Annotated in this window: 19 protein-coding genes; 11 read left to right on the top strand and 8 right to left on the bottom strand. The window is 62.0% G+C overall.

The features are described from left to right. Nucleotides 1–40 precede the first annotated feature (40 nt). Both ABE528_RS11695 and ABE528_RS11690 read left to right on the top strand, forming a co-directional pair. Complete coding sequence (locus ABE528_RS11695) at nucleotides 41–835, top strand: endonuclease/exonuclease/phosphatase family protein (protein ID WP_346653022.1); 795 nt, start codon at nucleotides 41–43, stop codon at nucleotides 833–835. A 319-nt stretch (nucleotides 836–1,154) separates the two neighbouring features. Beyond that, a complete protein-coding gene (locus ABE528_RS11690) occupies nucleotides 1,155–2,234 on the top strand; it encodes an autotransporter outer membrane beta-barrel domain-containing protein (protein ID WP_152955951.1) in 1,080 nt (359 codons plus the stop codon). 81 nt (nucleotides 2,235–2,315) lie between these two features. On the opposite strand, the gene glgB is transcribed toward ABE528_RS11690, so the two are convergent. The 3 genes from glgB to ABE528_RS11675 are packed head-to-tail and all read right to left on the bottom strand — an operon-like array spanning nucleotide 2,316 to nucleotide 9,913. Further along, nucleotides 2,316–4,526, bottom strand: a complete 2,211-nt coding sequence (gene glgB / locus ABE528_RS11685; RefSeq protein ID WP_152955950.1) for a 1,4-alpha-glucan branching protein GlgB — start codon at nucleotides 4,524–4,526, stop codon at nucleotides 2,316–2,318. After that, on the bottom strand, nucleotides 4,527–7,844 hold the full coding sequence (treS, locus tag ABE528_RS11680; RefSeq protein WP_346653021.1) for a maltose alpha-D-glucosyltransferase: 3,318 nt from the start codon (nucleotides 7,842–7,844) through the stop codon (nucleotides 4,527–4,529). A gap of 50 nt (nucleotides 7,845–7,894) precedes the next feature. Next, nucleotides 7,895–9,913, bottom strand: coding sequence for an alpha-1,4-glucan--maltose-1-phosphate maltosyltransferase (locus tag ABE528_RS11675; protein ID WP_346653020.1), 2,019 nt, complete (start codon nucleotides 9,911–9,913; stop codon nucleotides 7,895–7,897). Between the two features lie 140 nt (nucleotides 9,914–10,053). Between ABE528_RS11675 and ABE528_RS11670 the strand changes: the two genes are divergently transcribed. Further along, entirely contained in the window at nucleotides 10,054–10,215 is a 162-nt protein-coding gene (locus ABE528_RS11670; RefSeq protein WP_178120061.1) for a hypothetical protein, read from the top strand. 104 nt (nucleotides 10,216–10,319) lie between these two features. Continuing rightward, nucleotides 10,320–10,553 (top strand): hypothetical protein, encoded by a 234-nt coding sequence (locus ABE528_RS11665; RefSeq protein ID WP_152955947.1) that lies wholly within the window; start codon nucleotides 10,320–10,322, stop codon nucleotides 10,551–10,553. Between the two features lie 54 nt (nucleotides 10,554–10,607). Here the strand turns inward: ABE528_RS11665 and ABE528_RS11660 are convergent, their stop codons facing one another. Further along, complete coding sequence (locus tag ABE528_RS11660; RefSeq protein WP_346653019.1) at nucleotides 10,608–12,290, bottom strand: AMP-binding protein; 1,683 nt, start codon at nucleotides 12,288–12,290, stop codon at nucleotides 10,608–10,610. 220 nt (nucleotides 12,291–12,510) lie between these two features. On the opposite strand from ABE528_RS11660, the gene ABE528_RS11655 reads away from it, so the two are divergent. Genes ABE528_RS11655 through ABE528_RS11640 form a run of 4 tightly spaced genes read left to right on the top strand, consistent with a single transcriptional unit; the run spans nucleotide 12,511 to nucleotide 18,068 of the window. Further along, entirely contained in the window at nucleotides 12,511–13,674 is a 1,164-nt protein-coding gene (locus tag ABE528_RS11655; RefSeq protein WP_152955945.1) for an isovaleryl-CoA dehydrogenase, read from the top strand. Nucleotides 13,675–13,693: 19 nt separating this feature from the next. Continuing rightward, a complete protein-coding gene (locus tag ABE528_RS11650) occupies nucleotides 13,694–15,301 on the top strand; it encodes a carboxyl transferase domain-containing protein (RefSeq protein ID WP_346653018.1) in 1,608 nt (535 codons plus the stop codon). Nucleotides 15,302–15,303: 2 nt separating this feature from the next. Further along, nucleotides 15,304–16,119 carry a gamma-carboxygeranoyl-CoA hydratase gene (locus ABE528_RS11645; RefSeq protein ID WP_346653017.1) on the top strand — a complete coding sequence of 272 codons (816 nt, stop codon included), beginning with the start codon at nucleotides 15,304–15,306 and terminating at the stop codon, nucleotides 16,117–16,119. Beyond that, a complete protein-coding gene (locus ABE528_RS11640) occupies nucleotides 16,116–18,068 on the top strand; it encodes an acetyl/propionyl/methylcrotonyl-CoA carboxylase subunit alpha (RefSeq protein WP_346653016.1) in 1,953 nt (650 codons plus the stop codon). Before ABE528_RS11645 ends, ABE528_RS11640 begins: the two co-directional genes overlap by 4 nt. A gap of 33 nt (nucleotides 18,069–18,101) precedes the next feature. Here the strand turns inward: ABE528_RS11640 and ABE528_RS11635 are convergent, their stop codons facing one another. Beyond that, a complete protein-coding gene (locus ABE528_RS11635) occupies nucleotides 18,102–18,809 on the bottom strand; it encodes a LexA family transcriptional regulator (RefSeq protein ID WP_346653015.1) in 708 nt (235 codons plus the stop codon). A gap of 87 nt (nucleotides 18,810–18,896) precedes the next feature. Here ABE528_RS11635 and ABE528_RS11630 point away from each other — a divergent pair, with 87 nt between their 5' ends. Continuing rightward, on the top strand, nucleotides 18,897–19,208 hold the full coding sequence (locus ABE528_RS11630) for a hypothetical protein (protein WP_152955940.1): 312 nt from the start codon (nucleotides 18,897–18,899) through the stop codon (nucleotides 19,206–19,208). A gap of 433 nt (nucleotides 19,209–19,641) precedes the next feature. After that, complete coding sequence (locus tag ABE528_RS11625; RefSeq protein WP_346653014.1) at nucleotides 19,642–20,157, top strand: DUF4880 domain-containing protein; 516 nt, start codon at nucleotides 19,642–19,644, stop codon at nucleotides 20,155–20,157. Here the strand turns inward: ABE528_RS11625 and ABE528_RS11620 are convergent. From ABE528_RS11620 to ABE528_RS11610, 3 genes are read right to left on the bottom strand one after another with little or no spacing between them, the layout of a single operon-like run. Beyond that, nucleotides 20,131–21,351 carry an MFS transporter gene (locus ABE528_RS11620; protein WP_346653013.1) on the bottom strand — a complete coding sequence of 407 codons (1,221 nt, stop codon included), beginning with the start codon at nucleotides 21,349–21,351 and terminating at the stop codon, nucleotides 20,131–20,133. The two genes, ABE528_RS11625 and ABE528_RS11620, sit on opposite strands and share 27 nt — an antisense overlap. Beyond that, nucleotides 21,344–22,279, bottom strand: coding sequence for a diiron oxygenase (locus ABE528_RS11615; protein WP_346653012.1), 936 nt, complete (start codon nucleotides 22,277–22,279; stop codon nucleotides 21,344–21,346). Before ABE528_RS11615 ends, ABE528_RS11620 begins: the two co-directional genes overlap by 8 nt. A 14-nt stretch (nucleotides 22,280–22,293) precedes the next feature. Further along, on the bottom strand, nucleotides 22,294–23,340 hold the full coding sequence (locus tag ABE528_RS11610; RefSeq protein ID WP_346653011.1) for a SagB family peptide dehydrogenase: 1,047 nt from the start codon (nucleotides 23,338–23,340) through the stop codon (nucleotides 22,294–22,296). 505 nt (nucleotides 23,341–23,845) lie between these two features. On the opposite strand from ABE528_RS11610, the gene ABE528_RS11605 reads away from it, so the two are divergent. Next, nucleotides 23,846–24,994 carry a M14-type cytosolic carboxypeptidase gene (locus ABE528_RS11605; RefSeq protein WP_346653010.1) on the top strand — a complete coding sequence of 383 codons (1,149 nt, stop codon included), beginning with the start codon at nucleotides 23,846–23,848 and terminating at the stop codon, nucleotides 24,992–24,994. Nucleotides 24,995–24,999: the final 5 nt, after the last annotated feature.

Here is a 24,999-nt window from a genome sequence, read left to right as displayed (position 1 = left end):
CACCCTGTCCCACCTGTATCCGTAGCGTTGAGGAGCCACCGTGAACCTCGAAGCCGGCAGCCCAGGTTTCGCCAGCACCCGCCAGGCCCCGCCGGTGAAACGCCTGCGGGTGCTGACGGTGAACACCCACAAGGGCTTCACCGCCTTCAACCGGCGCTTCATCCTGCCTGAGCTGCGCGAGGCAGTGCGCAGCACCCAGGCCGATGTCGTGTTCCTCCAGGAAGTGCTCGGCAGCCACGACCGCCATGCCGCGCGCTACCCCGGCTGGCCGCAGACCTCGCAGTACGAATTCCTCGCCGACAGCATGTGGAGCGACTTCGCCTATGGCCGCAACGCGGTCTACCCCGACGGCCACCACGGCAATGCGCTGCTGTCCAAGTACCCGATCATCGAACACCGCAACCTTGACGTGTCGATCACCGGCCCCGAGCGTCGCGGCCTGTTGCACTGCATCCTCGACGTTCCCGGGCAGCACAAGGTGCATGCCATCTGCGTGCACCTGTCATTGCTGGAAAACCATCGGCAGAAACAGCTCAAGCTGCTGCGTCAGCTGCTCGAATCGTTGCCTGCCGATGCGCCAGTGATCATCGCCGGCGACTTCAACGACTGGAAGTCCCATGGCAACCGCACCCTCGGCCTGCAACGTGACCTGCACGAGGCGTTCGAACGCCACCATGGCCACCTCGCCCGCACCTACCCGGCGCGTTTGCCACTGCTGCGCCTGGACCGCATCTACCTGCGCAACGCCGATAGCCATGCGCCGCAGATTCTGGGGCACAAACCTTGGACGCACCTTTCCGACCATCTGCCACTGGCTGTGGAGGTCAGGTTGTAACAATGATTCGGCATAGCCAGTGCCGCAGAAATAGCGATCATCGCTATATCCGACAAAATAACTCGGTTAATCAAAGGGTTAATGACAGCCACGGAGTTTCAACAGACCTTTCACGCTTTCTTGACGCAAGCGCCGGTCTCTCCTTAGCTGAACACTATCACTAGATGTAAAAACTCGCGCCGAGCCTCTAGCTCGCGCCTTTGTGCGCGCTCGCAAAAGCTGGCGTGCTGGTTTGGGTCGCCCTCTGTTTTTGTCGTACAGCTCGTGACAACAGGCCAGGTCCTTGGGCTGTACAACAAAAAAAAAGAGGAGATCCGCCATGAAAAGAACCTCGAATCCCTTGCGCTTCGATCATATTTTCTGCGCGGTTTCCACGTCGATGCTTCTGGCAACCCCGGTGGAAACTTTCGCGTTCGAACTGCAGGAAGATCCGATCTCCCCCACATACCTGCAACAACCGACCGTGCCGACACCCTCGCTCGACCCGGTCAGCGCCAGCGGCCTGAACCTGGCTACGCTGAACGCCTTCAGCGCGAAAATGGGCGAACGGCACACCCTGCCAGCACCCGACCTGGCGGGCGGCCAGTGGGCACAGTTGTTCCCTGGCGCCACACCACAACCTGGCGCGCGGGCGCCAGAGCAGCTGGAAGCGCCCAGCCAGCAACTGATGATCGGCCCGGACCTGTTCGTGCGTGAAACCGCCGATGGCAACGTCCACCGTGCGGGGATTTTCGTGGGGCACAACAACCTGCAGAGCAGCTTCAATGGCGCGCGGCCATTGCTGGGCGAGCAGCAGCGCAACGCGGTCAACCTCAGTGGCGAGAGCCTGGGGGTGTACTGGAGCATGACCCATGAGCAAGGCTGGCACCTGGATGCCGTGGCCATGGGTTCGCGCATTGAGGTGATGGGCCGCGGCGAAAGTGGCCAGCGCCTGGATGACAGCGGCCATGCGATGACCTTTTCGGTGGAAGGCGGTTACCCGATCGGCCTGGGGGGTGGCTGGGTCATCGAGCCCCAGGCACAGTTGATCAATCAGCAGTTCTTCCCGGGCAACCAGGTGCAGGCGGAGACCTTGAAGGCCTTCGACAGCCAGCCCAGCTGGAGCGGCCGGGTGGGTGCCAAGTTGTCCGGGCGTTATGAGGTGAAAGGCATGGGGATCGAACCCTATGTGCGGACCAACGTCTGGTATGACTTCAACGACACCAGCGAAGTGAAGCTGGATCAGGTCGACAAGATCTCCAGCTCGCGCTATTCGACCACGGTGGAATTGGGCCTGGGGTTGGTGGCACGGGTGACACCTGCGGTGGCGCTGTTTGTCAGTGCCGATTACAGCAGTGATGTGGATGGCAACGACATCAATGGGTTGATTGGCAGCCTTGGAGTGCGGATGCGGTGGTAGGCAGGTCTGGCCCTATCGCGGATCAATCGTGATCCCCGTAGGAGCGGATTTATCCGCGATGAGGCCAGCACAGGCAACCCATCAGGCCGGTTTCATCACCAGCACCCCCAACGGCGGCAAGTTCAGTGCCAGTGACAACGGCTGCCCATGGCTGGCCACCTCATCACTCTGCACCGCCCCCAGGTTGCCGACATTCGACCCGGCATACAGCCCGGCGTCGCTGTTCAGCAACTCTTGCCAACGCGCCCCGAACGGCACGCCAATCCGGTAGCCCTCACGCGGCACCGGGGTGAAGTTGGCCACCACCAGCAACGGCTCGCCCTGGCTGCTCCAGCGCAACCAGGCGTACACGCTGTTGTGCGCATCATCGCCGATCAGCCACTGGAAGCCCTGGGGCTGGCAGTCCTGCTCGTGCAGCGCCGGCAGTTCGCGGTACAGGCGGTTGAGGTCGCCGACCAGGCGCTGCACGCCTTGGTGCTCGGGGTACTGCAGCAGGTACCAGTCCAGTTGGTGGTCATGGTTCCACTCGCGCCACTGGCCAAACTCGCAGCCCATGAACAGCAGCTTCTTGCCCGGGTGGGTCCACATGAAGGTCAGGTAGGCGCGCAGGTTGGCAAACTTCTGCCAGCGGTCACCGGGCATCTTGTCGATCAGCGAGTGCTTGCCGTGCACCACCTCGTCGTGGGAGATCGGCAGGATGAAATGCTCGGAATAGGCATAGATCAGGCCGAAGCTCATCTCGTTGTGGTGATAGGTACGGTGCACCGGGTCGTTCTGGATGTAATGCAAGGTGTCGTGCATCCAGCCCATGTTCCACTTGTAGGCAAAGCCCAGGCCGCCCTGCTGGGTCGGTTGGCTGACACCCGGCCAGGCGGTGGATTCCTCGGCGATGATCAGCGCGCCCGGTGCCTCGTGGGCGGCGATGCCATTGAGGTGGCGGATAAAGTCGATGGCCTCGAGGTTTTCGCGCCCACCGTGGCGGTTGGGCACCCATTCGCCAGCCTTGCGCGAGTAATCGCGGTACAGCATCGAGGCCACCGCATCGACGCGCAAACCATCGATGTGGAAGTGCTTGAGCCAGTGCAAGGCCGACGCCATCATGAAACCACGCACCTCGTTGCGGCCGAGGTTGTAGATCAGCGTGTTCCAGTCCTGGTGGTAGCCTTCCAGCGGGTTGTCGTACTCGTACAGTGCGGTGCCGTCGAAGCGGGCCAGGCCGTGTTCATCAGTGGGGAAATGCGCCGGCACCCAGTCAAGGATCACGCCGATGCCACCTTGGTGACAGGCATCGATGAAGGCGGCGAAGTCTTCAGGCGTGCCATAGCGCGAGGTTGGCGCGAACATCGACAGCGGCTGGTAGCCCCAGGAGCCACCGAACGGGTGCTCCATGATCGGCAGCAGCTCGATATGGGTGAAGCCCAACTGCTGCACGTAAGGCACCAGGCGTTCGGCCAGTTCACGCCAGTTGTAGTAACGCGACACTTCGCCCAGCTCGTCGAGTTCGCATTGCCAGGAACCAGGATGCAGTTCGTAGATCGACAACGGTGCACTGTAGGCGTGGCGCTCGGCGCGATGTGCCATCCACTCGTGGTCCTGCCAGTCATGGCTCAGCTCAGCGGCCACCTTCGACGCGGTGCTCGGCGGCAACTCGGTGGCGCGGGCTAGCGGGTCGGCCTTCAGCGGCAATATGCCGTCCTTGCCGAGTACTTCGAACTTGTAGGTTTCGCCCACACCCAGGCGCGGCACGAACAGCTCCCACACCCCGGCGCTGTGGCGCAGGCGCATGGGGTGGCGGCGACCGTCCCAGTTGTTGAAGTCGCCCACCACCGACACTCGCCGCGCATTCGGCGCCCACACCGAGAAGCACACACCCTCGACACCCTCGACCTGAAGCGGCTGTGCGCCGAAACGCCCGGACAGGTCGCGGTGGTTGCCTTCGGCGAACAGGTAGAGGTCCATGTCGCCCAGTTGCGGGCCGAAGCTGTAGGGGTCTTCGGTCACCTGCTCGCCACCGGCCCAGCCGATCTGCAGCAGGTACGGGTGCGCCTCATCGAGGTGCGCGCTGAACAAACCGGGCAGGCTGCTCTGCACCATTTCGGCGAGGATGCGCCCATCATGGCGCGCCAGCACCCGCACGTTCAGGGCATTGGGCAGGAAGGCACGGACGAACACGCCGCCCTGCCCGTCGTCGTGGGGGCCCAGCACTGCAAATGGATCGGCGTGCTCGGCGCGGGCCAGGGCATCCAGGTCCCGTTGCCGAAGGCCGCCGTTTTCACGCGTGGTTGCATTCATCTATGACTCTCCCCAGGTACTGATCAGTCCATGCAGACCATGCAAAGGCACGGCCAGCCAACTCGGACGGTTCTCGGCTTCGTATGTGATTTCGTAGGCGGCTTTTTCCAGGCAGAACAACTCCAGTGCGGCGCGCTCGCCCTCGGCCTCTTGCCAGGCGTGGGGCATGGCGGCGGTGGCCAGGCCATAGGCTTCGACGAAGGCATGCCGCGACTGGTGCAGGTACTGCCGGGCAACCCGTTGCCGGGCTTGCCGCGCCGGGCCGGAAAGGTCCACCGCAGACGCGCTGCGCAAGATCATCGCAGCAGCATAGTCGAAGGATCGCAACACGCCGCTGACATCCTTGTACGGGCTGTGTTTGGCCCGGCGCTCGTCCAGCGGACGGGCCGGTTCGCCCTCGAAATCGATCAGGTAGGCATCGCCTTGCACCACCAGCACCTGGCCCAGGTGCAGGTCGCCGTGCACGCGCATCAGCAGGCCGCCCTGGGCCTGTTCGGCGAGCTTGGCAATGTGCTGGGCCAGGCCGTCACGCTGCTGTTGCAGGTCATCGACCAGAGCCTGACTGTCGGTGTCGAGGTGCTCGCGGTGCTGCGCCAGCAGATCGAGGGCGTGGGTCAGTTCGGCGCTGATCTGTGCGCTCCAGCGCTGACTGTCGTCGGCGTCGCTGGGGCGTGGCTGGAAGGCTTCATCGTGGGTCGGGGCAGCCAGCAACAGGTGCATCTCGCCCAGGCGCTGGCCGAGCAAGGCGGCGAAACCGTTGAGTTCGGCCAGCGCGTCGGTGTGCGCTTCAGGGTCGGCACGGGTCGGTTCCATCTCGTCACGGATGGCCCGCTCCAGGGTGTTCTGGGTCCAGGCCCAGGCATCGCCCTGGTTGCTCAGGTAGCCTTGGGCGATCATCAACAGGTGCGGCGCGCCCTGCTCATTGACGCGGCTGACCCAAGCCAGCAGCGGCGAGATGTTGGCGAAGCCGGCGGCGGTGAGGTAGGCGCTCATTTCCAGCTCGGGGTGAATGCCCGGGTTGACCCGGCGAATCAGCTTGAGCACCACGCGGTCGCCAATCACCACCGAGCTGTTGGACTGTTCGGCGCTCAGGTAGCGCACCTCGCTCTCGTCGCTCAGCGCCAGGCCAGCCAACGCGTCGGTGCATGCGAAGCGCAGCTCGCCTTCACCGTTGCCGCAGGGCAAGCGCACGCCGTCCTGACAGGCACGCAACACGGCGCGAATGAACGGTTCAAGGACGAAGGCGTCGGTGATCAGGCCAACCTGGCGGCCACGGCGTACCCGCGACAGCGCCAGCTGCTGCGGCAACGCCGTGTTGATCTGCTCCTCCGGCAGCAGGCCGAACGGCAGCTGGTAGCGGGTCGCTACGCCGTCGCTGAGCACTTCGATCTCGCTGAGCAGCACCGGCGTGGTGGCGGTGCCGAAGCGCACGCCGTAGCGCAGCTGCACCTGGTCGATCGGGCCTTCCTTGCCGGCGAACCAACGGCGCTTGGGCAGGTATTGCGGCAGGACCGTGTTGTTCAGGGTGTCGCTGGCGGGGGACTCGAGCAGTTCTTCCATGCGTTTGCGCAGTACTAACGTAGTCAACTCGGGTAACCCCTCGGTAGCTTGGATGTGCCAACTGGGCATGCGGTCGTGGGCAGCCAGCAGGAACCAGTAGAAGGCATAAGGCGGCAAGGTCAGCAGGAATGGCAGTTGGCCAATCGGCGGGAAGGCACTGCCACCGAGCATCTCCACCGGCACTTTGCCTGCGTATTGCGACAGCTCGAGCTCCGCCGCCTGGGCAGCGCGGGACACGTTGGCGACGCAGAGGACCACCTCGGTGTTGCCGTCGGCGTCGGTGTACTCACGGATGTACGCCAGGATGCGCCGATTGCTCGGTGTCAGCGTGCGCAGGCTGCCGCGGCCAAAGGCCTTCTGCTGCTTGCGCACCGCCAGCAGGCGGCGGTTCCAGTTCAGCAGCGAGTGCGGGTCGTGGGCCTGGGCTTCGACGTTGACGGTCTGGTAGCCGTACAACGGGTCCATGATCGGCGGCAGTACCAGGCGCTGTGGGTCGGCCCGGGAGAAACCGCCGTTGCGGTCCGGTGACCACTGCATCGGCGTGCGTACGCCGTCGCGGTCGCCGAGGTAGATGTTGTCGCCCATGCCCAGTTCGTCGCCGTAGTACAGGGTTGGCGTACCGGGCATCGACAGCAGCAGGCTGGTGAGCAGCTCGATACGCCGCCGGTCACGCTGCAGCAGCGGCGCCAGGCGCCGGCGAATGCCGAGATTGATGCGTGCACGGCGGTCTTCGGCGTAGTAGTTCCACAGGTAGTCGCGCTCGCGGTCGGTGACCATTTCCAGGGTCAGCTCATCGTGGTTGCGCAGGAAGATCGCCCACTGGCAGTTGGCGGGGATTTCCGGGGTCTGGCGCAGGATGTCGGTGATCGGGAAGCGGTCTTCCATGGCCAGGGCCATGTACATGCGCGGCATCAGCGGGAAGTGGAAAGCCATGTGGCATTCATCGCCTTCGCCTTCGCCGAAGTACGGGCGGGTGTCTTCGGGCCACTGGTTGGCCTCGGCCAGCAGCATGCGGTCAGGGTAGTTGGCGTCGATCTCGGCGCGGATCGCCTTGAGCACCGTGTGGGTCTCGGGGAGGTTCTCGTTGTTGGTGCCGTCGCGTTCGATCAGGTACGGAATGGCGTCCAGGCGCAGGCCGTCCACGCCCAGGTCGAGCCAGAAGCGCATCACCCCGATCACCGCCTTGAGCACCTGCGGGTTGTCGAAGTTGAGGTCTGGCTGGTGCGAATAAAAGCGGTGCCAGAAGTACTGGCCGGCGACCGGGTCCCAGGTCCAGTTGGACTTCTCGGTGTCGAGGAAGATGATCCGCGTGCCGTCGTACTTCTGATCGTCATCCGACCACACGTAGAAGTCCCGCGCCTTGCTGCCGCGCTTGGCGTGGCGGGCGCGCTGGAACCACGGGTGCTGGTCGCTGGTGTGGTTGATGACCAGCTCGGTGATCACCCGCAGGCCACGCTTGTGGGCCTCGGCGATGAAGCGGCGGGCATCGGCCATGCTGCCGTAGTCCGGGTGCACGGCCTTGTATTCGGCGATGTCGTAGCCGTCGTCGCGCCGTGGCGAGGGGTAGAACGGCAGCAGCCAGAGGGTGTTGACGCCGAGCTCGGCGATGTAGTCGAGCTTGCTGATCAGGCCGGCAAAATCGCCGATGCCGTCGTTGTTGGCATCGAAGAACGACTTGATGTGCAGCTGGTAGATCACGGCGTCCTTGTACCACAGCGGGTCATCGATGAAGGCTGCCGGGCGGGAACGCTTGGCCATGGGTGACTCCTTTCTGTCCTCGGTTGCACGCAACTGTCTGGGCGCGCGGGCTAGCGGGCCTTTTCGATACGCCAGATACCGAACGGCTGGTGCCAGGGCTCGATGCGCATCCACTGGGTCTTGCCATGCCAGGTCCAGCGGTGGCCGTTCATCAGGTCCTCACCCAAGGTATCGGCGTTGTCGTCCAGCCCCAGCTCCCACAATGGCAACTCGAAACTGGCCTCTTGTGCGTTGTGCGGGTCGAGGCTGATCGCCACCAGGATGTAGTTGTCGCGCTCGGGCGTGCGCTTGGCGAAGTACAGGATGTTGTCGTTCCAGCAATTGAAGAACGCCACCCCCAGGTGCGTCTGCAACGCCCGGTTCTGACGTCGTATGCGATTGAGCTGGGCAATCTCGGCAATGATGTTGCCTGGCTGGTTGAAATCGCGCGGACGGATCTCGTACTTCTCCGAATCCAGGTACTCCTCCTTGCCCGGCAACGCTGCGCTTTCGCACAGTTCAAAGCCTGAATACATGCCCCACAGCCCCGAACCCATGGTCGCCAGCGCGGCGCGGATGAGGAACCCGGCGCGGCCCGAGGTATGCAGGAAATACGGGTTGATATCCGGCGTGTTGACGAAGAAGTTCGGGCGGTAGCAGTAGCACCACGGCGGCTGGTTGAGTTCCTCGAAATACTCGCGCAGCTCCTGCTTGCTGTTGCGCCAGGTGAAGTAGGTGTAGCTCTGCGCATACCCCACCTTGCCCAGGCGCGCCATCATCGCAGGCTTGGTGAAGGCCTCGGCGAGGAAGATCACCTCGGGGTGCTGGCTGCGCACATTGGCGATCAGCCATTGCCAGAACGGCAGCGGCTTGGTGTGCGGGTTGTCGACGCGAAAGGTCTTCACGCCCTCCTCGACCCAGCCGACCACCACGTCACGCAGGGCCAGCCACAGGCTCGGTACGGCGTCGGCGGCGTAGAAGTCGACGTTGACGATGTCCTGATACTTCTTCGGCGGGTTCTCGGCATAGCGGATGGTGCCGTCCGGGCGCCAGCTGAACCAGCCGGGATGCTCCTTGAGCCAAGGGTGGTCCTGGGAGCACTGGATGGCAAAGTCCAGGGCGATTTCCAGGCCATGCTCGGCCGCGGCGGCGACCAGCCGGCGGAAGTCCTCGCGCGTGCCCAGCTGCGGGTGGATGGCCTCGTGGCCGCCCTGCGCGCTACCGATGGCATAAGGGCTGCCAGGGTCGCCGGGCTCGGCGCGCAGCGCGTTGTTGCGGCCCTTCCTGTGCTGGGTGCCGATCGGGTGGATCGGCGGGAAGTACAGCACGTCGAAACCCATGTCGCGGATCATCGGCAGGCGCTGGTGCACGTCGTTGAAGGTACCGTGGCGCTCGGGGCTGTCGGTGACCGAGCGCGGGAACAGCTCGTACCAGCTGGCGAACAGCGCTGCCGGCCGGTCGACATCGATGGGGAATTCATCGCTGCGGGTCAGGTAACTGCGGTGTTCGGCTGCGGCCATCAGCCGTGCGGTATCTGGATGCAGCAGCAGCGCCACCTGATCATCGGCCTTGAGCGAAACCAGTTGCTGTTGCAGGGCTTCGATCTCCTCGCGCAGCACGCCTTCGCTGAGGTTGATACCCTGGCCAAGCATCAGCCGGCCCTCCTCCAGCTCCAGCTTGACCTCGACCCCGGCGTGGTACTTCTTCTCCAGATCGTGGCAGTAGGTGGCGAACGGGTCGATCCAGGCCTCGATGCTGAACAGGTGGGGGCCCAGTTCGGTGGGGGTGAACTCGGCCAGCCACAGGTCGTTGCCCGGCGACTGCATCGGCACGCAGTGCCAGCGGCGGCTATGGGCGTGGCGCCAGTTGAGCACCACCGCCAGGCGGTCGTGGCCGTCGCCGTAGACCTTGCTGCTGACGGCGACTGCTTGGCCACTGACGGCCTTGGCGGCGAAGGTGCCGGCTTCGAGCACCGGTTGGGTGCCTTCGATCACGATGCGCGGCGCCAGCAGCGCCTGGGACAGGCTGATGGCCTGGTCCGGGTGATCGTTCGCCACGGGCACGCTTGCAAAGGGCTCGTTTCGTGTCATCGACCTTGCTCCCTCAGGCTGTTGGCGGTAAGGGTTCAGAGCCGGGCACAGGCATGGGGTTCAAAAAAATTGAGCGAACGGCAGCTGCCAGCGGTCAGAGCCTGCAGTACCTCTTCAATTCACCCATGCGAGGTCAGGCAATGAACATCCCAATTCCACCGGAAACACCCGACCCCAACATCGACGACCCGAGCCTGCCGCCAGCCGTGCCGGAGGAAGACCCGGACGAGCTGCCGATCAAGCCGACCATGCCGCCGACGGTGGGGGATCCGCCGAATGATGAACCACCGGTGAAGGCTTAAGGGTAGACGACCGGACCTGATATTTTTGCCAGTAGCGCGGTTGGTGCGTTGTTTCGATGATGAGTCTCCTCATTACTACAGGAAGATTCACCATGGAGGACGTAATGACTACCGCTGAGCAAAAAGAGTATGAGCAGTACGTTATGGAGTATCTGGAGGATGCGGGCATTGTCGAGCCGACGCCAGGCACACGCTTGGTCGACATGGACAGAGAGAAGCTCAACTTCGCCGCCTTGCAGTTGAAATCGGACTTCGATGCCAGCTTCAAGCTGGAACCCAGCAGTATGACTGTCAGTACCCTGGCTCAAGAATTGTGGAAAGCAGTAAAGTCGCGCTGATCTGACTGCCCTCTTCGCGAGTGTGGCCGCGAAGAGGGCAGTAAAGCTCATGATTTAACCAGAGGTTACAGCCATAATCTCCGACACACTGATCTCCCGCATCAGGAACTTCTGCACTTTCCCTGTGACCGTCATCGGGAATTCCTCAACGAAGCGGAAATGCCGCGGCACCTTGAAGTGTGCAATCCGCTCCTTGCACCAGGCCTGAAGTTCTTCAACCGTAGCGCTGTGCCCCGGATGCAGCTTGATCCAGGCGACGATCTCCTCGCCATAACGGCTGCAAGGAATACCGACCACCTGCGCATCGGCCACCGCCGGATGGGTATAGAAGAACTCTTCCAGCTCACGCGGATAGATGTTCTCGCCGCCGCGAATGATCATGTCCTTGTTGCGCCCGACAATGCGCACATACCCGTGCTCGTCCATCACTGCCAGATCGCCCGAATGCATCCAGCCGGCCGGGTCGATGGCGTCTGCCGTGGCCTGGGGGTTGTCCCAGTAGCCGAGCATCACGCTGTAGCCACGGGTGCACAGTTCGCCAATCTCGCCTCGGGCAACAATGCAGCCATCGGCGTCCACCAGCTTGGTTTCCAGCTGTGGCTGGGTCCGCCCGACGGTGGTCACGCGCAGCTCCAGTTCGTCATCCGGGCCGGTCTGCAGCGACACCGGGCTGGTTTCGGTCATGCCATAGGCGATCTGCACTTCAGCCATGTGCATCTGGTCGATGACCCTGCGCATCACCTCGATCGGACAGGTGGCGCCGGCCATGATGCCGCTGCGCAGGGGCGACAGGTCCAGCTGCGTGCGCGACGGGTGGTCGAGCATGGCGATGAACATGGTCGGCACGCCATACAGGATGCTGGCGCGCTCCTCGGCCACGGCGCGCAGGGTGAGTTCGGCATCGAAGGCATCGTTGGGGTAGACCATGGTGCTGCCGTGGGTGATGCAGCCGAGGTTGGCCATGACCATGCCGAAGCAGTGGTACAGCGGCACCGGGATCACCATGCGGTCGCGTTCGCTCAGGCCCAGGCTTTCGCCGACCATGAAGCCGTTGTTGAGGATGTTGTAGTGGCTGAGCGTGGCACCTTTGGGTGCGCCAGTGGTGCCGGAGGTGTACTGGATGTTCACCGGCTGGTCGAACTGCAGGCCCTGCTGACGCGCTGCAAAGGCTTCGCTCGAGATCTGCCCTGCCCGCTCGGCCAGTGCCGGCCAGGGCAGGAAGCCGCTGGGCGGGTTGGCCGCCAGGCTGATCACCCCGCGCAACTCGGGCAGGCGTTCACTGGCCAGTTCGCCAAGGTTCGCGGTCGGCAACTCCGGTACCAGTTCCTCAACCATGGCATGGTAATCAGAAGTCTTGAACGCATCGGCACACACCAGCCAGCGGCAACCGGACTGGCGTAGTACGTACTCCAGTTCACCCACGCGATAGGCCGGGTTGATGTTGACCAGGATCGCGCCAACCTTGGCGCTGGCCAGTTGCAAAATGCACCACTGGGCGCAGTTGGGCGCCCAGATGCCGACCCGGTCGCCACTGTTCACGCCCAGGCCCATCAGGGCGCGGGCATGGGTGTCGACCTGTTCGGCCAGCTGCCGCCAGCTGTAGCGCAGGCCCTGGTGGCGCACCACCAGCGCTTCGCCATCGGCGCAGCGGGCCACGGTGGCGTCGAAGGCCTGGCCGATGGTCAGGGTTAGCAGCGGTTGGTCCTGGCGGCCACGGGTGTAGCTTGGTTGACTCATGGGTGTCCCTTCTTGTGGTTGTTCTGGGCACGGCTGAAGCGAGCTGGGAATACTCTGGCGCAGATTTACGTTTACGTAAAGGTGATGATCGGATTGACAGTAATCGAAGGCAGGTTTACGTTAACGTAAAGGTGATGAACCACACCTGCCCCTGCACATCCGCCAGCGAATCCATGGGCTACGGTGTAATCCAATTTCAAGAACAACAAGGTGCCCCAGCATGCATTACCCCTCCCTGAACTTCGCCCTGGGCGAAACCATCGACATGCTCCGCGACCAGGTGCGCACCTTCGTTGCCGCCGAGCTGGCCCCGCGCGCCGCGCAGATCGACCATGACAACCTGTTCCCCGCCGACATGTGGCGCAAGTTCGGCGACATGGGCCTGCTGGGCATTACCGTTGCCGAGGAATACGGCGGCGCCGGCCTGGGCTACCTGGCCCATGTGGTGTCGATGGAAGAGATCAGCCGCGGCTCCGCTTCGGTCGCCCTCTCCTACGGCGCCCACTCCAACCTCTGCGTGAACCAGATCAACCGCAACGGCACCCATGAGCAGAAGCTCAAGTACCTGCCCAAGCTGATCAGCGGCGAGCACATCGGCGCCCTGGCCATGAGCGAACCCAACGCCGGCTCCGACGTGGTGTCGATGAAGCTGCGCGCCGAGAAGCGCGGTGACCACTATGTGCTCAACGGCAGCAAGACCTGGATCACCAACGGCCCCGACGCCAACACCTACGTGATCTACGCCAAGACCGACCTGGACAAGGGCCCGCACGGCATCACCGCGTTCATCGTCGAGCGCGACTGGAAGGGCTTCAGCCGCAGCAACAAGTTCGACAAGCTGGGCATGCGCGGTTCCAACACTTGCGAGCTGTTCTTCGACGGCGTCGAAGTGCCGCAAGAAAACATCCTCGGCCAGCTCAACGGTGGTGTGCGCGTGCTGATGAGCGGCCTGGACTACGAGCGCGTGGTGCTGTCCGGCGGCCCGACCGGCATCATGCAAAGCTGCATGGACCTGGTGGTGCCGTACATCCACGACCGCAAGCAGTTCGGCCAGAGCATCGGCGAGTTCCAGCTGATCCAGGGCAAGATTGCCGACATGTACACCCAGCTCAACGCCAGCCGCGCCTATCTGTATGCCGTAGCCCAGGCCTGCGACCGTGGCGAGACCACCCGCAAGGACGCCGCCGGGGTGATCCTCTACACCGCCGAACGCGCCACGCAAATGGCCCTGGAAGCAATCCAGATTCTCGGTGGCAACGGCTACATCAACGAATTCCCGGCGGGCCGCCTGCTGCGCGACGCCAAGCTGTACGAAATCGGCGCCGGCACCAGCGAAATCCGCCGGATGCTGATCGGCCGCGAACTGTTCAACGAAACCCGCTGAGCACAGGGGACGGGCGCACATGGCTACCTTGCACACCCAGATCAACCCGCGTTCGGCGGAGTTTGCCGGCAACAGCGCGGCCATGCTCGAACAGGTCCAGGCCCTGCGCGGCCTGCTCGCCCAGGTGGCCCAGGGCGGCGGCCCCAAGGCCCAAGAGCGGCACACCTCGCGGGGCAAGCTGCTGCCGCGCGAGCGCATCGACCGCCTGCTCGACCCGGGCTCGCCGTTCCTCGAGATCGGCCAGCTGGCCGCCCATGAGGTGTACGGCGAAGACGTGCCAGCCGCCGGCGTGATCGCCGGCATCGGCCGCGTCGAAGGCGTGGAATGCATGATCGTGGCCAACGACGCCACGGTCAAAGGCGGCTCCTACTACCCGCTGACGGTGAAAAAACACCTGCGCGCGCAGACCATCGCCCTGCAGAACCGCCTGCCGTGCATCTACCTGGTGGATTCCGGCGGCGCCAACCTGCCGCGCCAGGATGAAGTGTTCCCCGACCGCGAGCACTTCGGGCGGATTTTCTTCAACCAGGCCAACATGAGTGCCCTGGGCATCCCGCAGATCGCCGTGGTGATGGGCTCTTGCACCGCGGGTGGCGCCTACGTGCCGGCCATGGCGGACGAGGCGATCATGGTCCGCCAGCAAGCGACCATCTTCCTCGCCGGCCCTCCGCTGGTGAAGGCGGCAACCGGTGAAGTGGTGAGCGCCGAAGACCTCGGCGGCGCCGATGTGCACTGCCGCACCAGCGGCGTCGCCGACCACTACGCCGACAACGATGAGCACGCCCTGGCCATCGCCCGGCGCAGCGTCGCCAACCTCAACTGGCACAAGCTCGGCAAGCTGCAGCGCCAGGCGCCAGTGGCACCGCTGTATGCCGCCGACGAGCTGTATGGCGTGGTCCCGGCCGATGCCAAGCAGCCATTCGACGTGCGCGAAGTGATCGCACGGCTGGTCGACGGCTCGGTGTTCGATGAGTTCAAGGCCCTGTTCGGCACCACCCTGGTGTGCGGCTTCGCCCACCTGCACGGCTACCCGGTAGCGATCCTGGCCAACAACGGCATCCTCTTCGCGGAAGCTGCGCAAAAAGGCGCGCACTTCATCGAGCTGGCCTGCCAGCGCGGCATCCCGCTGCTGTTCCTGCAGAACATCACCGGCTTCATGGTGGGCAAGAAATACGAAGAAGGCGGCATCGCCAAGCACGGCGCCAAGCTGGTCACCGCCGTGGCCTGCGCCCAGGTGCCGAAGTTCACGGTGATCATCGGTGGCAGCTTCGGCGCTGGCAACTACGGCATGTGCGGCCGCGCCTACGACCCGCGCTTCCTGTGGATGTGGCCCAATGCGCGGATCGGCGTGATGGGCGCCGAGCAGGCCGCCGGGGTGCTGGCCCAGGTCAAGCGCGAGCAGAGTGAACGCAGCGGCCAGGCCTTCAGCGCCGAGGACGAGGCAAAGCTCAAGCAGCCGATCCTCGACCAGTACGAGCACCAGGGCCACCCCTACTACTCCAGCGCCCGCCTGTGGGACGACGGTGTCATCGACCCGGCGCAAACCCGCGACGTGCTCGGCCTGGCGTTATCCGCCGCGCTGAACGCCCCGATCGAACAGAGCCGCTTCGGCATTTTCCGGATGTGACCATGAGCGATTTCAGCACCCTCGAAGTGATCCGCGACCCCCGCGGCTTCGCCACCCTGTGGCTAAGCCGCGAGGACAAGAACAACGCCTTCAACGCGCTGATGATCCGCGAGCTGATCGTCGCCCTCGACCAACTGGCCGAAGACGCCAGCCTGCGCTTTCTGCTGCTGCGCGGCCGTGGCCGGCACTTCAGCGCCGGTGCCGACCTGGCCTGGATGCAGCAATCGGCGCAGCTGGACTTCAACACCAACCTGGATGACGCCCGCGAGCTCGGCGAGCTGATGTACGCCCTGCACCGCCTCAAGGCACCGACCCTCGCCGTGGTGCAAGGCGCGGCCTTCGGCGGCGCGTTGGGCCTGATCAGTTGCTGCGACATGGCCATTGGCGCCGAAGACGCCCAGCTGTGCCTGTCGGAAGTGCGCATCGGCCTGGCCCCGGCGGTGATCAGCCCGTTCGTGGTCAAGGCCATCGGTGAACGCGCCGCACGCCGCTACGCCCTCACCGCCGAGCGTTTCAGCGGCGAGCGGGCCCGCGAGCTGGGCCTGCTGGCCGAGGTGTACCCGGCCAGTGAGCTGGACGCCCAGGTCGAAATCTGGGTGAACAACCTGCTGCAGAACAGCCCGCAAGCGCTGCGCGCCACCAAAGACCTGCTGCGTGAAGTGGACGACGGCGAACTCAGCCCGGCCCTGCGCCGCTACTGCGAAAACACCATCGCCCGCATCCGCGTCAGCGCCGAAGGCCAGGAGGGCCTGCGCGCCTTCCTGGAAAAGCGCCGCCCCGCCTGGCAAACCGACGACAAGAAGGAGCCGCGCCCATGAGCCGCCCCGCTTTGACCACCCTGCTGGTCGCCAACCGTGGCGAAATCGCCTGCCGGGTGATGCGCACCGCCAAGGCCATGGGCCTGACCACCGTCGCCGTGCACAGCGCCACCGACCGTGACGCCCGCCACAGCCGCGAAGCCGATGTTCGCGTCGACCTGGGCGGCAGCAAGGCTGCCGACAGCTACCTGGTGGTCGACAAGATCCTCGCTGCGGCCAAGGCCAGCGGCGCCCAGGCCATCCACCCGGGCTACGGCTTCCTGTCCGAGAATGCCGGCTTTGCCCGCGCCATCGAACAGGCCGGGCTGATCTTCCTCGGCCCACCGGCCAGCGCCATCGATGCCATGGGCAGCAAGTCGGCGGCCAAGGCCTTGATGGAAGACGCCGGGGTGCCACTGGTGCCTGGCTACCACGGCGAAGCCCAGGACCTGGATACCTTCCGCGCCGCCGCCGAACGCATCGGCTACCCGGTGCTGCTCAAGGCCAGCGCAGGGGGTGGCGGCAAGGGCATGAAAGTGGTCGAGGACGAAAGCCAGCTGGCCGACGCCCTGGCCTCGGCCCAGCGTGAGGCGCAATCGTCATTCGGCGATGCGCGCATGCTGGTGGAAAAGTACGTGCTCAAGCCACGCCACGTGGAAATCCAGGTGTTCGCCGACCAGCACGGCAACTGCCTGTACCTCAACGAGCGTGATTGCTCGATCCAGCGTCGCCACCAAAAGGTCGTTGAGGAAGCGCCAGCGCCGGGCCTGTCCGCCGAATTGCGCCGGGCCATGGGTGAGGCCGCAGTACGCGCAGCCCAAGCCATTGGCTATGTCGGTGCCGGTACCGTCGAGTTTCTGCTCGATGCCCGTGGCGAGTTCTTCTTCATGGAGATGAACACCCGCCTGCAGGTCGAGCACCCGGTCACCGAAGCCATCACTGGCCTTGATCTGGTGGCCTGGCAGATTCGCGTGGCCTGCGGCGAGCCGCTGCCGATCACCCAGGAGCAGGTGCCGCTGATCGGCCATGCCATCGAGGTGCGGCTGTATGCCGAGGACCCGGCCAATGAATTCCTGCCGGCCACCGGTACGCTCACGCTGTACCGCGAGTCGGCACCCGGCGAAGGCCGCCGGGTGGACAGCGGGGTCAGCGAAGGCGATGTGGTGTCGCCGTTCTACGACCCGATGCTGGGCAAGCTGATCGCCTGGGGGCAGGACCGCGAGCAGGCACGCCTGCGTTTGCTGGCGATGCTGGATGAATTTGCCATTGGTGGGCTGAAGACCAACATTGCCTTCCTGCGGCGCATCCTGGCCCACCCGTCCTTTGCCGCAGCCGAACTGGATACCGGCTTCATTCCCCGGCATCAGGATGTGTTGCTGCCAGCACCAAAGGCACTGCCTGCGGGCTTCTGGGAAGCTGCAGCAGAAGCCTGGCTGCAAGGCCAGGCGCCACACCAGCGGGCCGACGATGCACGTTCGCCGTGGGCCGCGCGCAATGGCCTGCGCCTGGGGCTGCCGGCGCGCAGCAGCCTGCACCTGGTCAGTGGTGGCGAAAGCCAGGCGGTTGCCCTGGAGCACAGTGCCGCTTCGACCTGGCAGCTGGATGGAGAGCAGCTGGGCCATGACCAGGACGGTATCCGTCGTCGCTATCTGGCGGTACGTCGCGCTGGCACGCTGTTTCTGCGCTGGGATGGCGAGGTGCATGCCATCGAAGCCTTCGACCCGATCGCCGAGGCTGAGGCCAGCCACAGCCATCAGGGTGGGCTGGGTGCGCCGATGAACGGCAGCATCGTGCGGGTACTGGTGGAGCCTGGCCAGCCAGTGGAGGCTGGAACCGCGCTGGTGGTGCTTGAGGCGATGAAGATGGAGCACAGCATTCGTGCGCCCCAAGCCGGGACGGTGAAGGCGCTGTTCTGTCAGGAAGGGGATATGGTCAGCGAAGGGACGGTGTTGGTCGAACTGGCCGAGTAAGGCATACAGGGGCCGCTGTGCGGCCCCAGCAATCTAGAAGACGCCGTGCACCCGCACGACCACGCCGAGAAACTCGCAGCCTTCTTCACACACCAGCGTCGGATAACTGCGGTTCAGCGCCTTCAGGTACTGCTGCCCACCCTCCTCGGCCAGCTCACGCAGGATCGCCGTCTTGCCCGGCTGCCGGGCAATCACCAAGCGCCCCGGCTCCACTTCCAGCCCCGGATCCACCAGTATTCGCATGCCCTGCGGCACACTGCGGCCACTGGCCGAGCTCATCGTGTCGTTTTCCACGGTCAACCAGAACGCCTTGCCCTGGGCCAGGTAGTCCGTCTGTTCGAATACACCAGGCTCGACAGTCTCTGCGGCACCTAGCTCATCCCACGCCAACACCGGGTAGCGAAAGCACACGATGTATTGCATGAGGTCGAGTTCGTCATCGTCGTCATCCACCTCGTAGATGCCACGCTCCTCGCCAACCTGACCCTGAATGCGCAGCTGCAAGCTGACGCTGTAGTGGGGCATGCCAATCTCGACGAACGTACGGTTCATCGACTCGATCTTCGGCTGGCGCCGCTTGTTCACCCAATGCCCCACGCTGCCTTGAGACACGCCAACGCGCTCGGCAAGCTGCTCTTGGGTGAGCTTCAGCTCCTCCATCCGGTCACGGACGAGGGCAATCCATTTATCCATATTCATCGCTGGCACGATACGGACTGCCTTCTGGCGCTCAATAAACATTCAGTATTATTTCTAGAAAAGCACATAAATACCCAAGGTATTAAACTCAGGCAGAACCCTTTCCCATTGGCCTGCGCAGGTATCAGGATGAAACCACCGAAAGACGACGTAACAGATCTCGACAGCGAAGCAGCCCGCCGCGCGCTCGATTACTACCTTAATCCGAACCCCACGCGCCCAAGCGCGCATAACCGAATCTGGACCCTGCACGAAGACGTCACCGCCGAGCAGGCCCAGAACCACGCCATCGAGCTGCTGCGCTGCGCCGCCGCCACAGCCCACGAAACCGCCACTCACCAGGAAGGCAGCACCCGCGAACTGACGTTCGCGCTAATGCACATGATCGACATGGCCAGGGCCCTGCTGGAGCACAGACGCGCCCTGCAGAACGGGTTATAGGCAAAAGAAGAAGGGAGAAACGTGATGGCCGGATACCGGACAAAGGCCCCGTTTGCCGGGACAAGGAAGCGCGCCGGTAAAACTTTTTTACCGGATAAATGAAAATTCATTTGACTCGCAAATGATAACTATTATTATTGCACTCAGCTGATCGCAAGATCTGCTGGATAACCCGGAGCTTAGGTCGCTCCAGATTATCTCCTCATCAGGCTAATCACGGTTTTTGACCCGGCTTTTTGCCGGGTCATTTTTTTTGGCTCTTCAGGCTAATGAAGATCGTTGATGGCGCGCATGATAGCAAAAGTGTTTCAGAGCGTGAACGCTCATTACAAATCTTTGCGGAATCAGCACTTGAGAATCAATCTCGTTTTAACTACGCTGTTTCTGCATCAAGGACGATGCCCCCACCCCTACCCCGAGCAAGGAGCTGTCCATGAGCCGTCTGCTGCTGCCCCTTGAGCATCCCAAGCCTTCCCGCGAACATGCTGTCGAGAATGAGCTGCTGTATGCACTCAAGCGCCTGCCTCGGCGTGTGCAGCAAGTGTTCCTGCTCAACCGCCTCGATCAGCTGGACTTTGCCAGCATCGCCAAGCGCCTCGACCTCCCGCTTCTCAGCATCGAACGCAACATGAACCAGGCCCTGCATGTGGTGCAACCACGCGGGGATGCACTGGCCAGTCTGGCCGGGCAATGGTATGTGCGCCTGCAGAGCCCGGACGTGACGTCGTGCGAGCGCATCGACTTTCGCCGCTGGCTGGATGCGGCGCCTGCACACCTGCTGGCGTTTCACGATACCGAGCTGCGCTGGCGCAGCCTGCTCGACCCGGCGCGGGAGCTGGGGCAGGATGGCTGGTATCGGCAAGGGCGTGCGGCGATTTCGGTGGGTGGGTGCTCGGTGGCGGTTGGTTTGGGCTTGGCTGCGCTACTGTTGTTTGGCTATTGGGCCTGAGTCACAAACCCGCTGGCGCCGCTCTAAACCTTTCAGATAGATAAGCAAGCACCAGCCCGTAAGGCTGCAGGCGACAAAACCCAGCGCCAGGCTCATCGGCAAGCTGCCGCTGATCGAAGCCACCAGCATGCTGGCGCACCCACCGAATGCAAACAGCATCGTATTGTTGAGCGACGCCGCAGCACCTGCACGCTGCGGGTGCAACCCCAGCGCATGACTCGTTGCAGCTGGCCGCACAATGGTTGTACCGATGGTACAGAGCACCAATGGAAGCATAAGGCTGAAAACCCCAAGCTCATGCAGGGTGAGAACCAGGCACAGAGCAAGCCCAGCCAGACCGATAAGTGCGAATCCCCAACCTACCTGCGCCTGCATCGCAATGCGGCCATTCAGCCAGCTGGCAATGAAGCCGCCGATCAGGTACGCCAGCCCATACCCGAGAAAGACCATGGAGAAGGCGAACTCCGTCAGGCCCAGTTGCTCGATGAGCAACAGTGGGGAGACGACCACAAATGAAAAATGGCAGGCGAACGCCAAGCAAGAAAATAGCGAACTGACGAGAAAAGCGCGGTCCTTGAGCAAAGCCTGATAACTATCTAATACGCCTGCACTGCCAGGTGATGTCGGCTTCTCTCGCAGCAACTTCAAGGCAAGCACCAGTACAACAATGGCCAGCACTACAAATACCTGAAAGCTGCCTGCCCAACCGAGATATTGCTGGAGCACACTGCCTGCAAGCGGCGATAAAGAAATAAACAAGCCACTTGCGCTGGTCATCAGGATACGCATCGCATTGCGCTGCTGGCCACTGAACTTATCCTGCACCAGCGCCTGGCTAAGCACGAAGCACCCGCAGCCCAACGCCTGTAGTAAACGAAAGGCAATGAAGCCTTCGTAACTGGTTGCGACGATACACCCCACCGCACCTGCAACGGAAACCACTAGACCAGCAATCAGCAGGCGCTTTCGCCCCATTCGGTCAGAAAGCGGACCGATGATGGTTTGCGAAATGGCGACACCGACAGCGAACAGGCTGATCGAATAGGCAATGTACTGCGCATCGACAGCAAAGTCCCGGGCCAACAAAGGCACAGAGGGCAATATCACATCGAGCGGAAACACGCCCAGAAGACTGATGAGGAGGAGCAATAAAACATAACAGCGAGTGGACTGCGAAGCGTCTCGTCTATTCATCGATCCAACCCTCATTTTTCAACTGGCGAAAGTAGGATGCATTCGAGAGCAGATCGGTACGCCTTACAGCTTTCAGAGTCAATTGCAAAGTAGAGGTAACCCTACGACGCCAGTTTCGCCTAATATGATTTACAACACGCTCACGACAAAGCGCTGTATCTTTTACCTGAAACCTTATAAATGAAATATCTGGACGGCAAAAAATGCGCACCACCACCAACAATGCATTTACAACAAAGTCCCTTTCGGAGGTCGACGCCTGTCCCCACAGCTTGACAAAGCAGTCGGCAAAAAAAACCGAATGTTTGGCCTCATCATGCAAATGGTCTGTCAGCATGCTGAAAACAGGCACATTCAAGTCATCCTGTCCCAACAGCGATAGCTCACGTGTTATGACGGTCTCAGAAATGAACGCCATCACAAACAAGGCAAGTTCTTCCCACTTGCCGGAACAGCGAGCCAAAAGCCTACTCAAATGTTTTAAGCGAACTGAACGATACCTTTCCAGCCTATGGTAACCAGCAATTTGCTCGGCCAGATCCTTGGAAAACAGGGCATGATACCCTTCATCAGCATACAGCTTTAAGACCTCACAACGCTCCCCCACCGAAAAGTGCATAGATAACTCGCCATGCACCATGCAGTTGACCGCCTTGTTGACGATAGTCATCTCAAGCTCTGTTGTATAGTCCAGGAAATACAGCAAATGACTGACATGCAGCTTGCGAACTTCCTGGAGAGGCAAATTTTCTATTCCCGGGCACCCCATGATCGGCATTAAAGCCGCGGGAAACCATAAGCTCGGCTCTGCCCGTAGAAAATCCTGTCCGGAGAGTTCATATGCATAAGGGCGAGCACGAACGGAACTGGTGCTATCCCACGTATTGAACACCGTGACGGCACGACTTACTTCTTTCTGTTGGCTCATCCAAACGACGCCCCCTAGCGTGACAGCATCCTCAGGCTTTCAGGTGTGGCCTCACCACTGGTGTACCCACAACCCACAAAGAAAAGCACCTGCTCGTGGGAATTTTCCAACTTTAGGAAAGGCTCTATTTCCTGTTCGCACAGCGCTCCTGTGAGCCAGGTCCCCAAGCCAAGGGAAGTACTGATAATCTGAAACGTCTGAGCGATGTGCCCCACTTCCAGTAGTGCATTGCGATATGCGCGCGAATGCTCATACTTCCACCACAATTTATCGAACCTTGATGTAAAAAATACGCCAGCGGACAGATTATTCGCAAAATGTTGCCCCGATAGCATCTGCCCCACTGACGGCACGTCAGTAGATTTGAGAAGCAATCGATGACTGGCGGCATCATAGTAATAGATCCCTTCGTCAAGCCCTTCGACACTTCTCACCAGCACATAGCCTTCAGTTGAATTCAGTCCCCCGCCGGATGGGCTGCACCGGCGCTTTCGGAGGGAATCAGGCAACCCACTAGCCTCCGGAACTTCGCGGCCATCTATAAACCCCAATGTAAACTGAAGAATTTTCGCCAATATCTCTAGCCGAAGTGGTACATCAATAAATTCCCTGGCAGTCGAGCGACGACACAGACTTTGCTCGAGTTCCCCTTCACACGTTTTCCGAGGAAGCAAGACACCCGCTTCACCTCCATCTTGCGCGTAATCTATAGGCAGCGGTTTCGCCCATGCACCGTCACAATGCTCCAAATACAGCTTCGCCCACTCCTCCTCATCTTGAGGTATATCGTCCAGGGGAATATTCTTCGTGCCGAAGTGAAAAATTCTGGACAGTACGTCCCACCCCCAATAGTCCGATTGCTCTTGAGTAGATTTCACGAGCCCTGCGCGAATCAACTCCTGATCAACTTTGCAGCCCTGGTCAATGCAGTCCTGATTATAAATCAAAAAAATCAAGCGCCGAGCATGAGCGGCTGATAACTCATACTGCTTATGCGCCTTGAAATCCCAGCAAATGAGGGATGAGCCGAGCACTATAAAAAAACAATCTTCACTGATCATCAATTCCTCCACTGGCTGACTAAGCGCAGGCCGGCTCTGCGCTTAGTTATCAGCCTAAAAGCCTAATTAGGCCTTTTTGACCAGGTGAGCCAGATTGGCCAGTTTACGAGACTCCATTTTGACTTCTTTCATTTCAATTTCTCCATTGAGTGCCGCGTCATTGCGACGCACTAATAATTAGTCATCAATGCAAGATGCACAAGCTGAATCATTGAAGGAAAATCCCCAAAGATCTGTAGGAATTTTCCAGCACTGGCGTTTTTCGAGCTTGGTTCCCGCCATAAACTCCAAACCTCGCAATTCACTGAACAGCAAAGAAATCGCGGCATTCAGCAGCTGAGCAGCATGAAATCTCTGGTGTTCCTCAGCCCATTCACACTTGGTTACTCAAGTTACAAAGCAACTACTGATCGCGATCAAGACAAGCGATCCAGCCCTTCTCATCACACGCCCCACCCCCAAGCGGTGTACAGTACCCCCACAACAAATCCCAAGGAGCCCGCCCATGACCGTGAAGCTGTCCCCCCTGCAAATCGACTGCGATTTCGATTCCGGCAACATCCAGGTCCTGGATGCCAGCAACCCGGCCCAGGTGCACCTGGCCATCCGCCCGGACACGAACAGCGGCCACTTCCAGTGGTTCCACTTCAAGGTCAGCGGCCTCACCCCGGGCGAGGTCCACCGCTTCAGCCTGGACAACGCCAGCGAGTCTTCCTACAAGAACGCCTGGAGCGGCTACAACGCCGTGGCCTCCTACGACCAACAGACCTGGTTCCGCGTGCCGAGCCAGTTCGATGGCAAGGCGCTGTCGTTCGAGCTCAAGGCCGAGCAGGAGCAGGCCTGGTTCGCCTACTTCGAGCCCTATCCGCGTGCCCGCCACAACCAGCTGATCGAACGCGCCCAGCAGATCCCTGGCGTCGAGCTGCTGGCCCACGGCCGCAGCGTGCAAGGCCGGGACATCCCACTGCTGCGCGCAGGCGATGGTGCGGCGGGCAAGCGCAAGCTGTGGCTGATTGCCCAGCAGCACCCAGGCGAGCACATGGCCGAGTGGTTCATGGAGGGGGTGATCGACCGGCTGCAAGCCAATGACCCAACCGTTCAGAAGCTGCTGGAAAAAGCCGACCTGTACCTGATCCCGAACATGAACCCGGACGGCGCCTTCCTCGGCCACCTGCGCACCAACTTCAAAGGCAAGGACCTGAACCGGGCCTGGCAGGATGCCAGTGTCGAGTTCAGCCCGGAGGTGTTCTTTGCCCAAGCGCAGATGAAGCAGTACGGGGTGGATGCATTCATCGACGTACATGGGGATGAGGAAATCCCGCATGTATTCACGGCGGCCTGCGAGGGCAACCCGGGGTACACGCCACGACTGGCCAAGCTGGAACAACAGTTCCGCACGACCTTGTGCAGCGTGACCCCAGACTTCCAGACGGTGCATGGCTACACGCGGGACGAACCGGGGCAGGCGAATACCACGTTGGCGTGCAATGCGGTGGGGATGGCGTATGACTGCCTGTCGCTGACCCTGGAGATGCCGTTCAAGGACCATGACGATGCACCGGAACCGCTGGCCGAATGGTCGGGGGCGCGGTCCAAGGAGTTGGCCGGGGCGGTGCTGGCAACTTTGTTGAAGATGGTCGACGATTTGCGCTGAGCAGG

Source organism: Pseudomonas sp. TWI628 (genome assembly GCF_039673865.1).
In the GTDB taxonomy this organism is placed as follows: Bacteria; Pseudomonadota; Gammaproteobacteria; order Pseudomonadales; family Pseudomonadaceae; genus Aquipseudomonas.
This window is presented reverse-complemented; position numbering and strand designations above follow the sequence as displayed.

Excerpts from the sequence above, each read along its gene's own strand:
- ABE528_RS11690 (WP_152955951.1), top strand. The coding sequence starts at position 1,155 with ATGAAAAGAACCTCGAATCCCTTGCGCTTCGATCATATTTTCTGCGCG.
- glgB (WP_152955950.1), bottom strand. The coding sequence starts at position 4,526 with ATGAATGCAACCACGCGTGAAAACGGCGGCCTTCGGCAACGGGACCTG.
- treS (WP_346653021.1), bottom strand. The coding sequence starts at position 7,844 with ATGGCCAAGCGTTCCCGCCCGGCAGCCTTCATCGATGACCCGCTGTGG.
- ABE528_RS11675 (WP_346653020.1), bottom strand. The coding sequence starts at position 9,913 with ATGACACGAAACGAGCCCTTTGCAAGCGTGCCCGTGGCGAACGATCAC.
- ABE528_RS11670 (WP_178120061.1), top strand. The coding sequence starts at position 10,054 with ATGAACATCCCAATTCCACCGGAAACACCCGACCCCAACATCGACGAC.
- ABE528_RS11665 (WP_152955947.1), top strand. The coding sequence starts at position 10,320 with ATGACTACCGCTGAGCAAAAAGAGTATGAGCAGTACGTTATGGAGTAT.
- ABE528_RS11660 (WP_346653019.1), bottom strand. The coding sequence starts at position 12,290 with ATGAGTCAACCAAGCTACACCCGTGGCCGCCAGGACCAACCGCTGCTA.
- ABE528_RS11655 (WP_152955945.1), top strand. The coding sequence starts at position 12,511 with ATGCATTACCCCTCCCTGAACTTCGCCCTGGGCGAAACCATCGACATG.
- ABE528_RS11650 (WP_346653018.1), top strand. The coding sequence starts at position 13,694 with ATGGCTACCTTGCACACCCAGATCAACCCGCGTTCGGCGGAGTTTGCC.
- ABE528_RS11645 (WP_346653017.1), top strand. The coding sequence starts at position 15,304 with ATGAGCGATTTCAGCACCCTCGAAGTGATCCGCGACCCCCGCGGCTTC.
- ABE528_RS11640 (WP_346653016.1), top strand. The coding sequence starts at position 16,116 with ATGAGCCGCCCCGCTTTGACCACCCTGCTGGTCGCCAACCGTGGCGAA.
- ABE528_RS11635 (WP_346653015.1), bottom strand. The coding sequence starts at position 18,809 with ATGTTTATTGAGCGCCAGAAGGCAGTCCGTATCGTGCCAGCGATGAAT.
- ABE528_RS11630 (WP_152955940.1), top strand. The coding sequence starts at position 18,897 with ATGAAACCACCGAAAGACGACGTAACAGATCTCGACAGCGAAGCAGCC.
- ABE528_RS11625 (WP_346653014.1), top strand. The coding sequence starts at position 19,642 with ATGAGCCGTCTGCTGCTGCCCCTTGAGCATCCCAAGCCTTCCCGCGAA.
- ABE528_RS11620 (WP_346653013.1), bottom strand. The coding sequence starts at position 21,351 with ATGAATAGACGAGACGCTTCGCAGTCCACTCGCTGTTATGTTTTATTG.
- ABE528_RS11615 (WP_346653012.1), bottom strand. The coding sequence starts at position 22,279 with ATGAGCCAACAGAAAGAAGTAAGTCGTGCCGTCACGGTGTTCAATACG.
- ABE528_RS11610 (WP_346653011.1), bottom strand. The coding sequence starts at position 23,340 with ATGATCAGTGAAGATTGTTTTTTTATAGTGCTCGGCTCATCCCTCATT.
- ABE528_RS11605 (WP_346653010.1), top strand. The coding sequence starts at position 23,846 with ATGACCGTGAAGCTGTCCCCCCTGCAAATCGACTGCGATTTCGATTCC.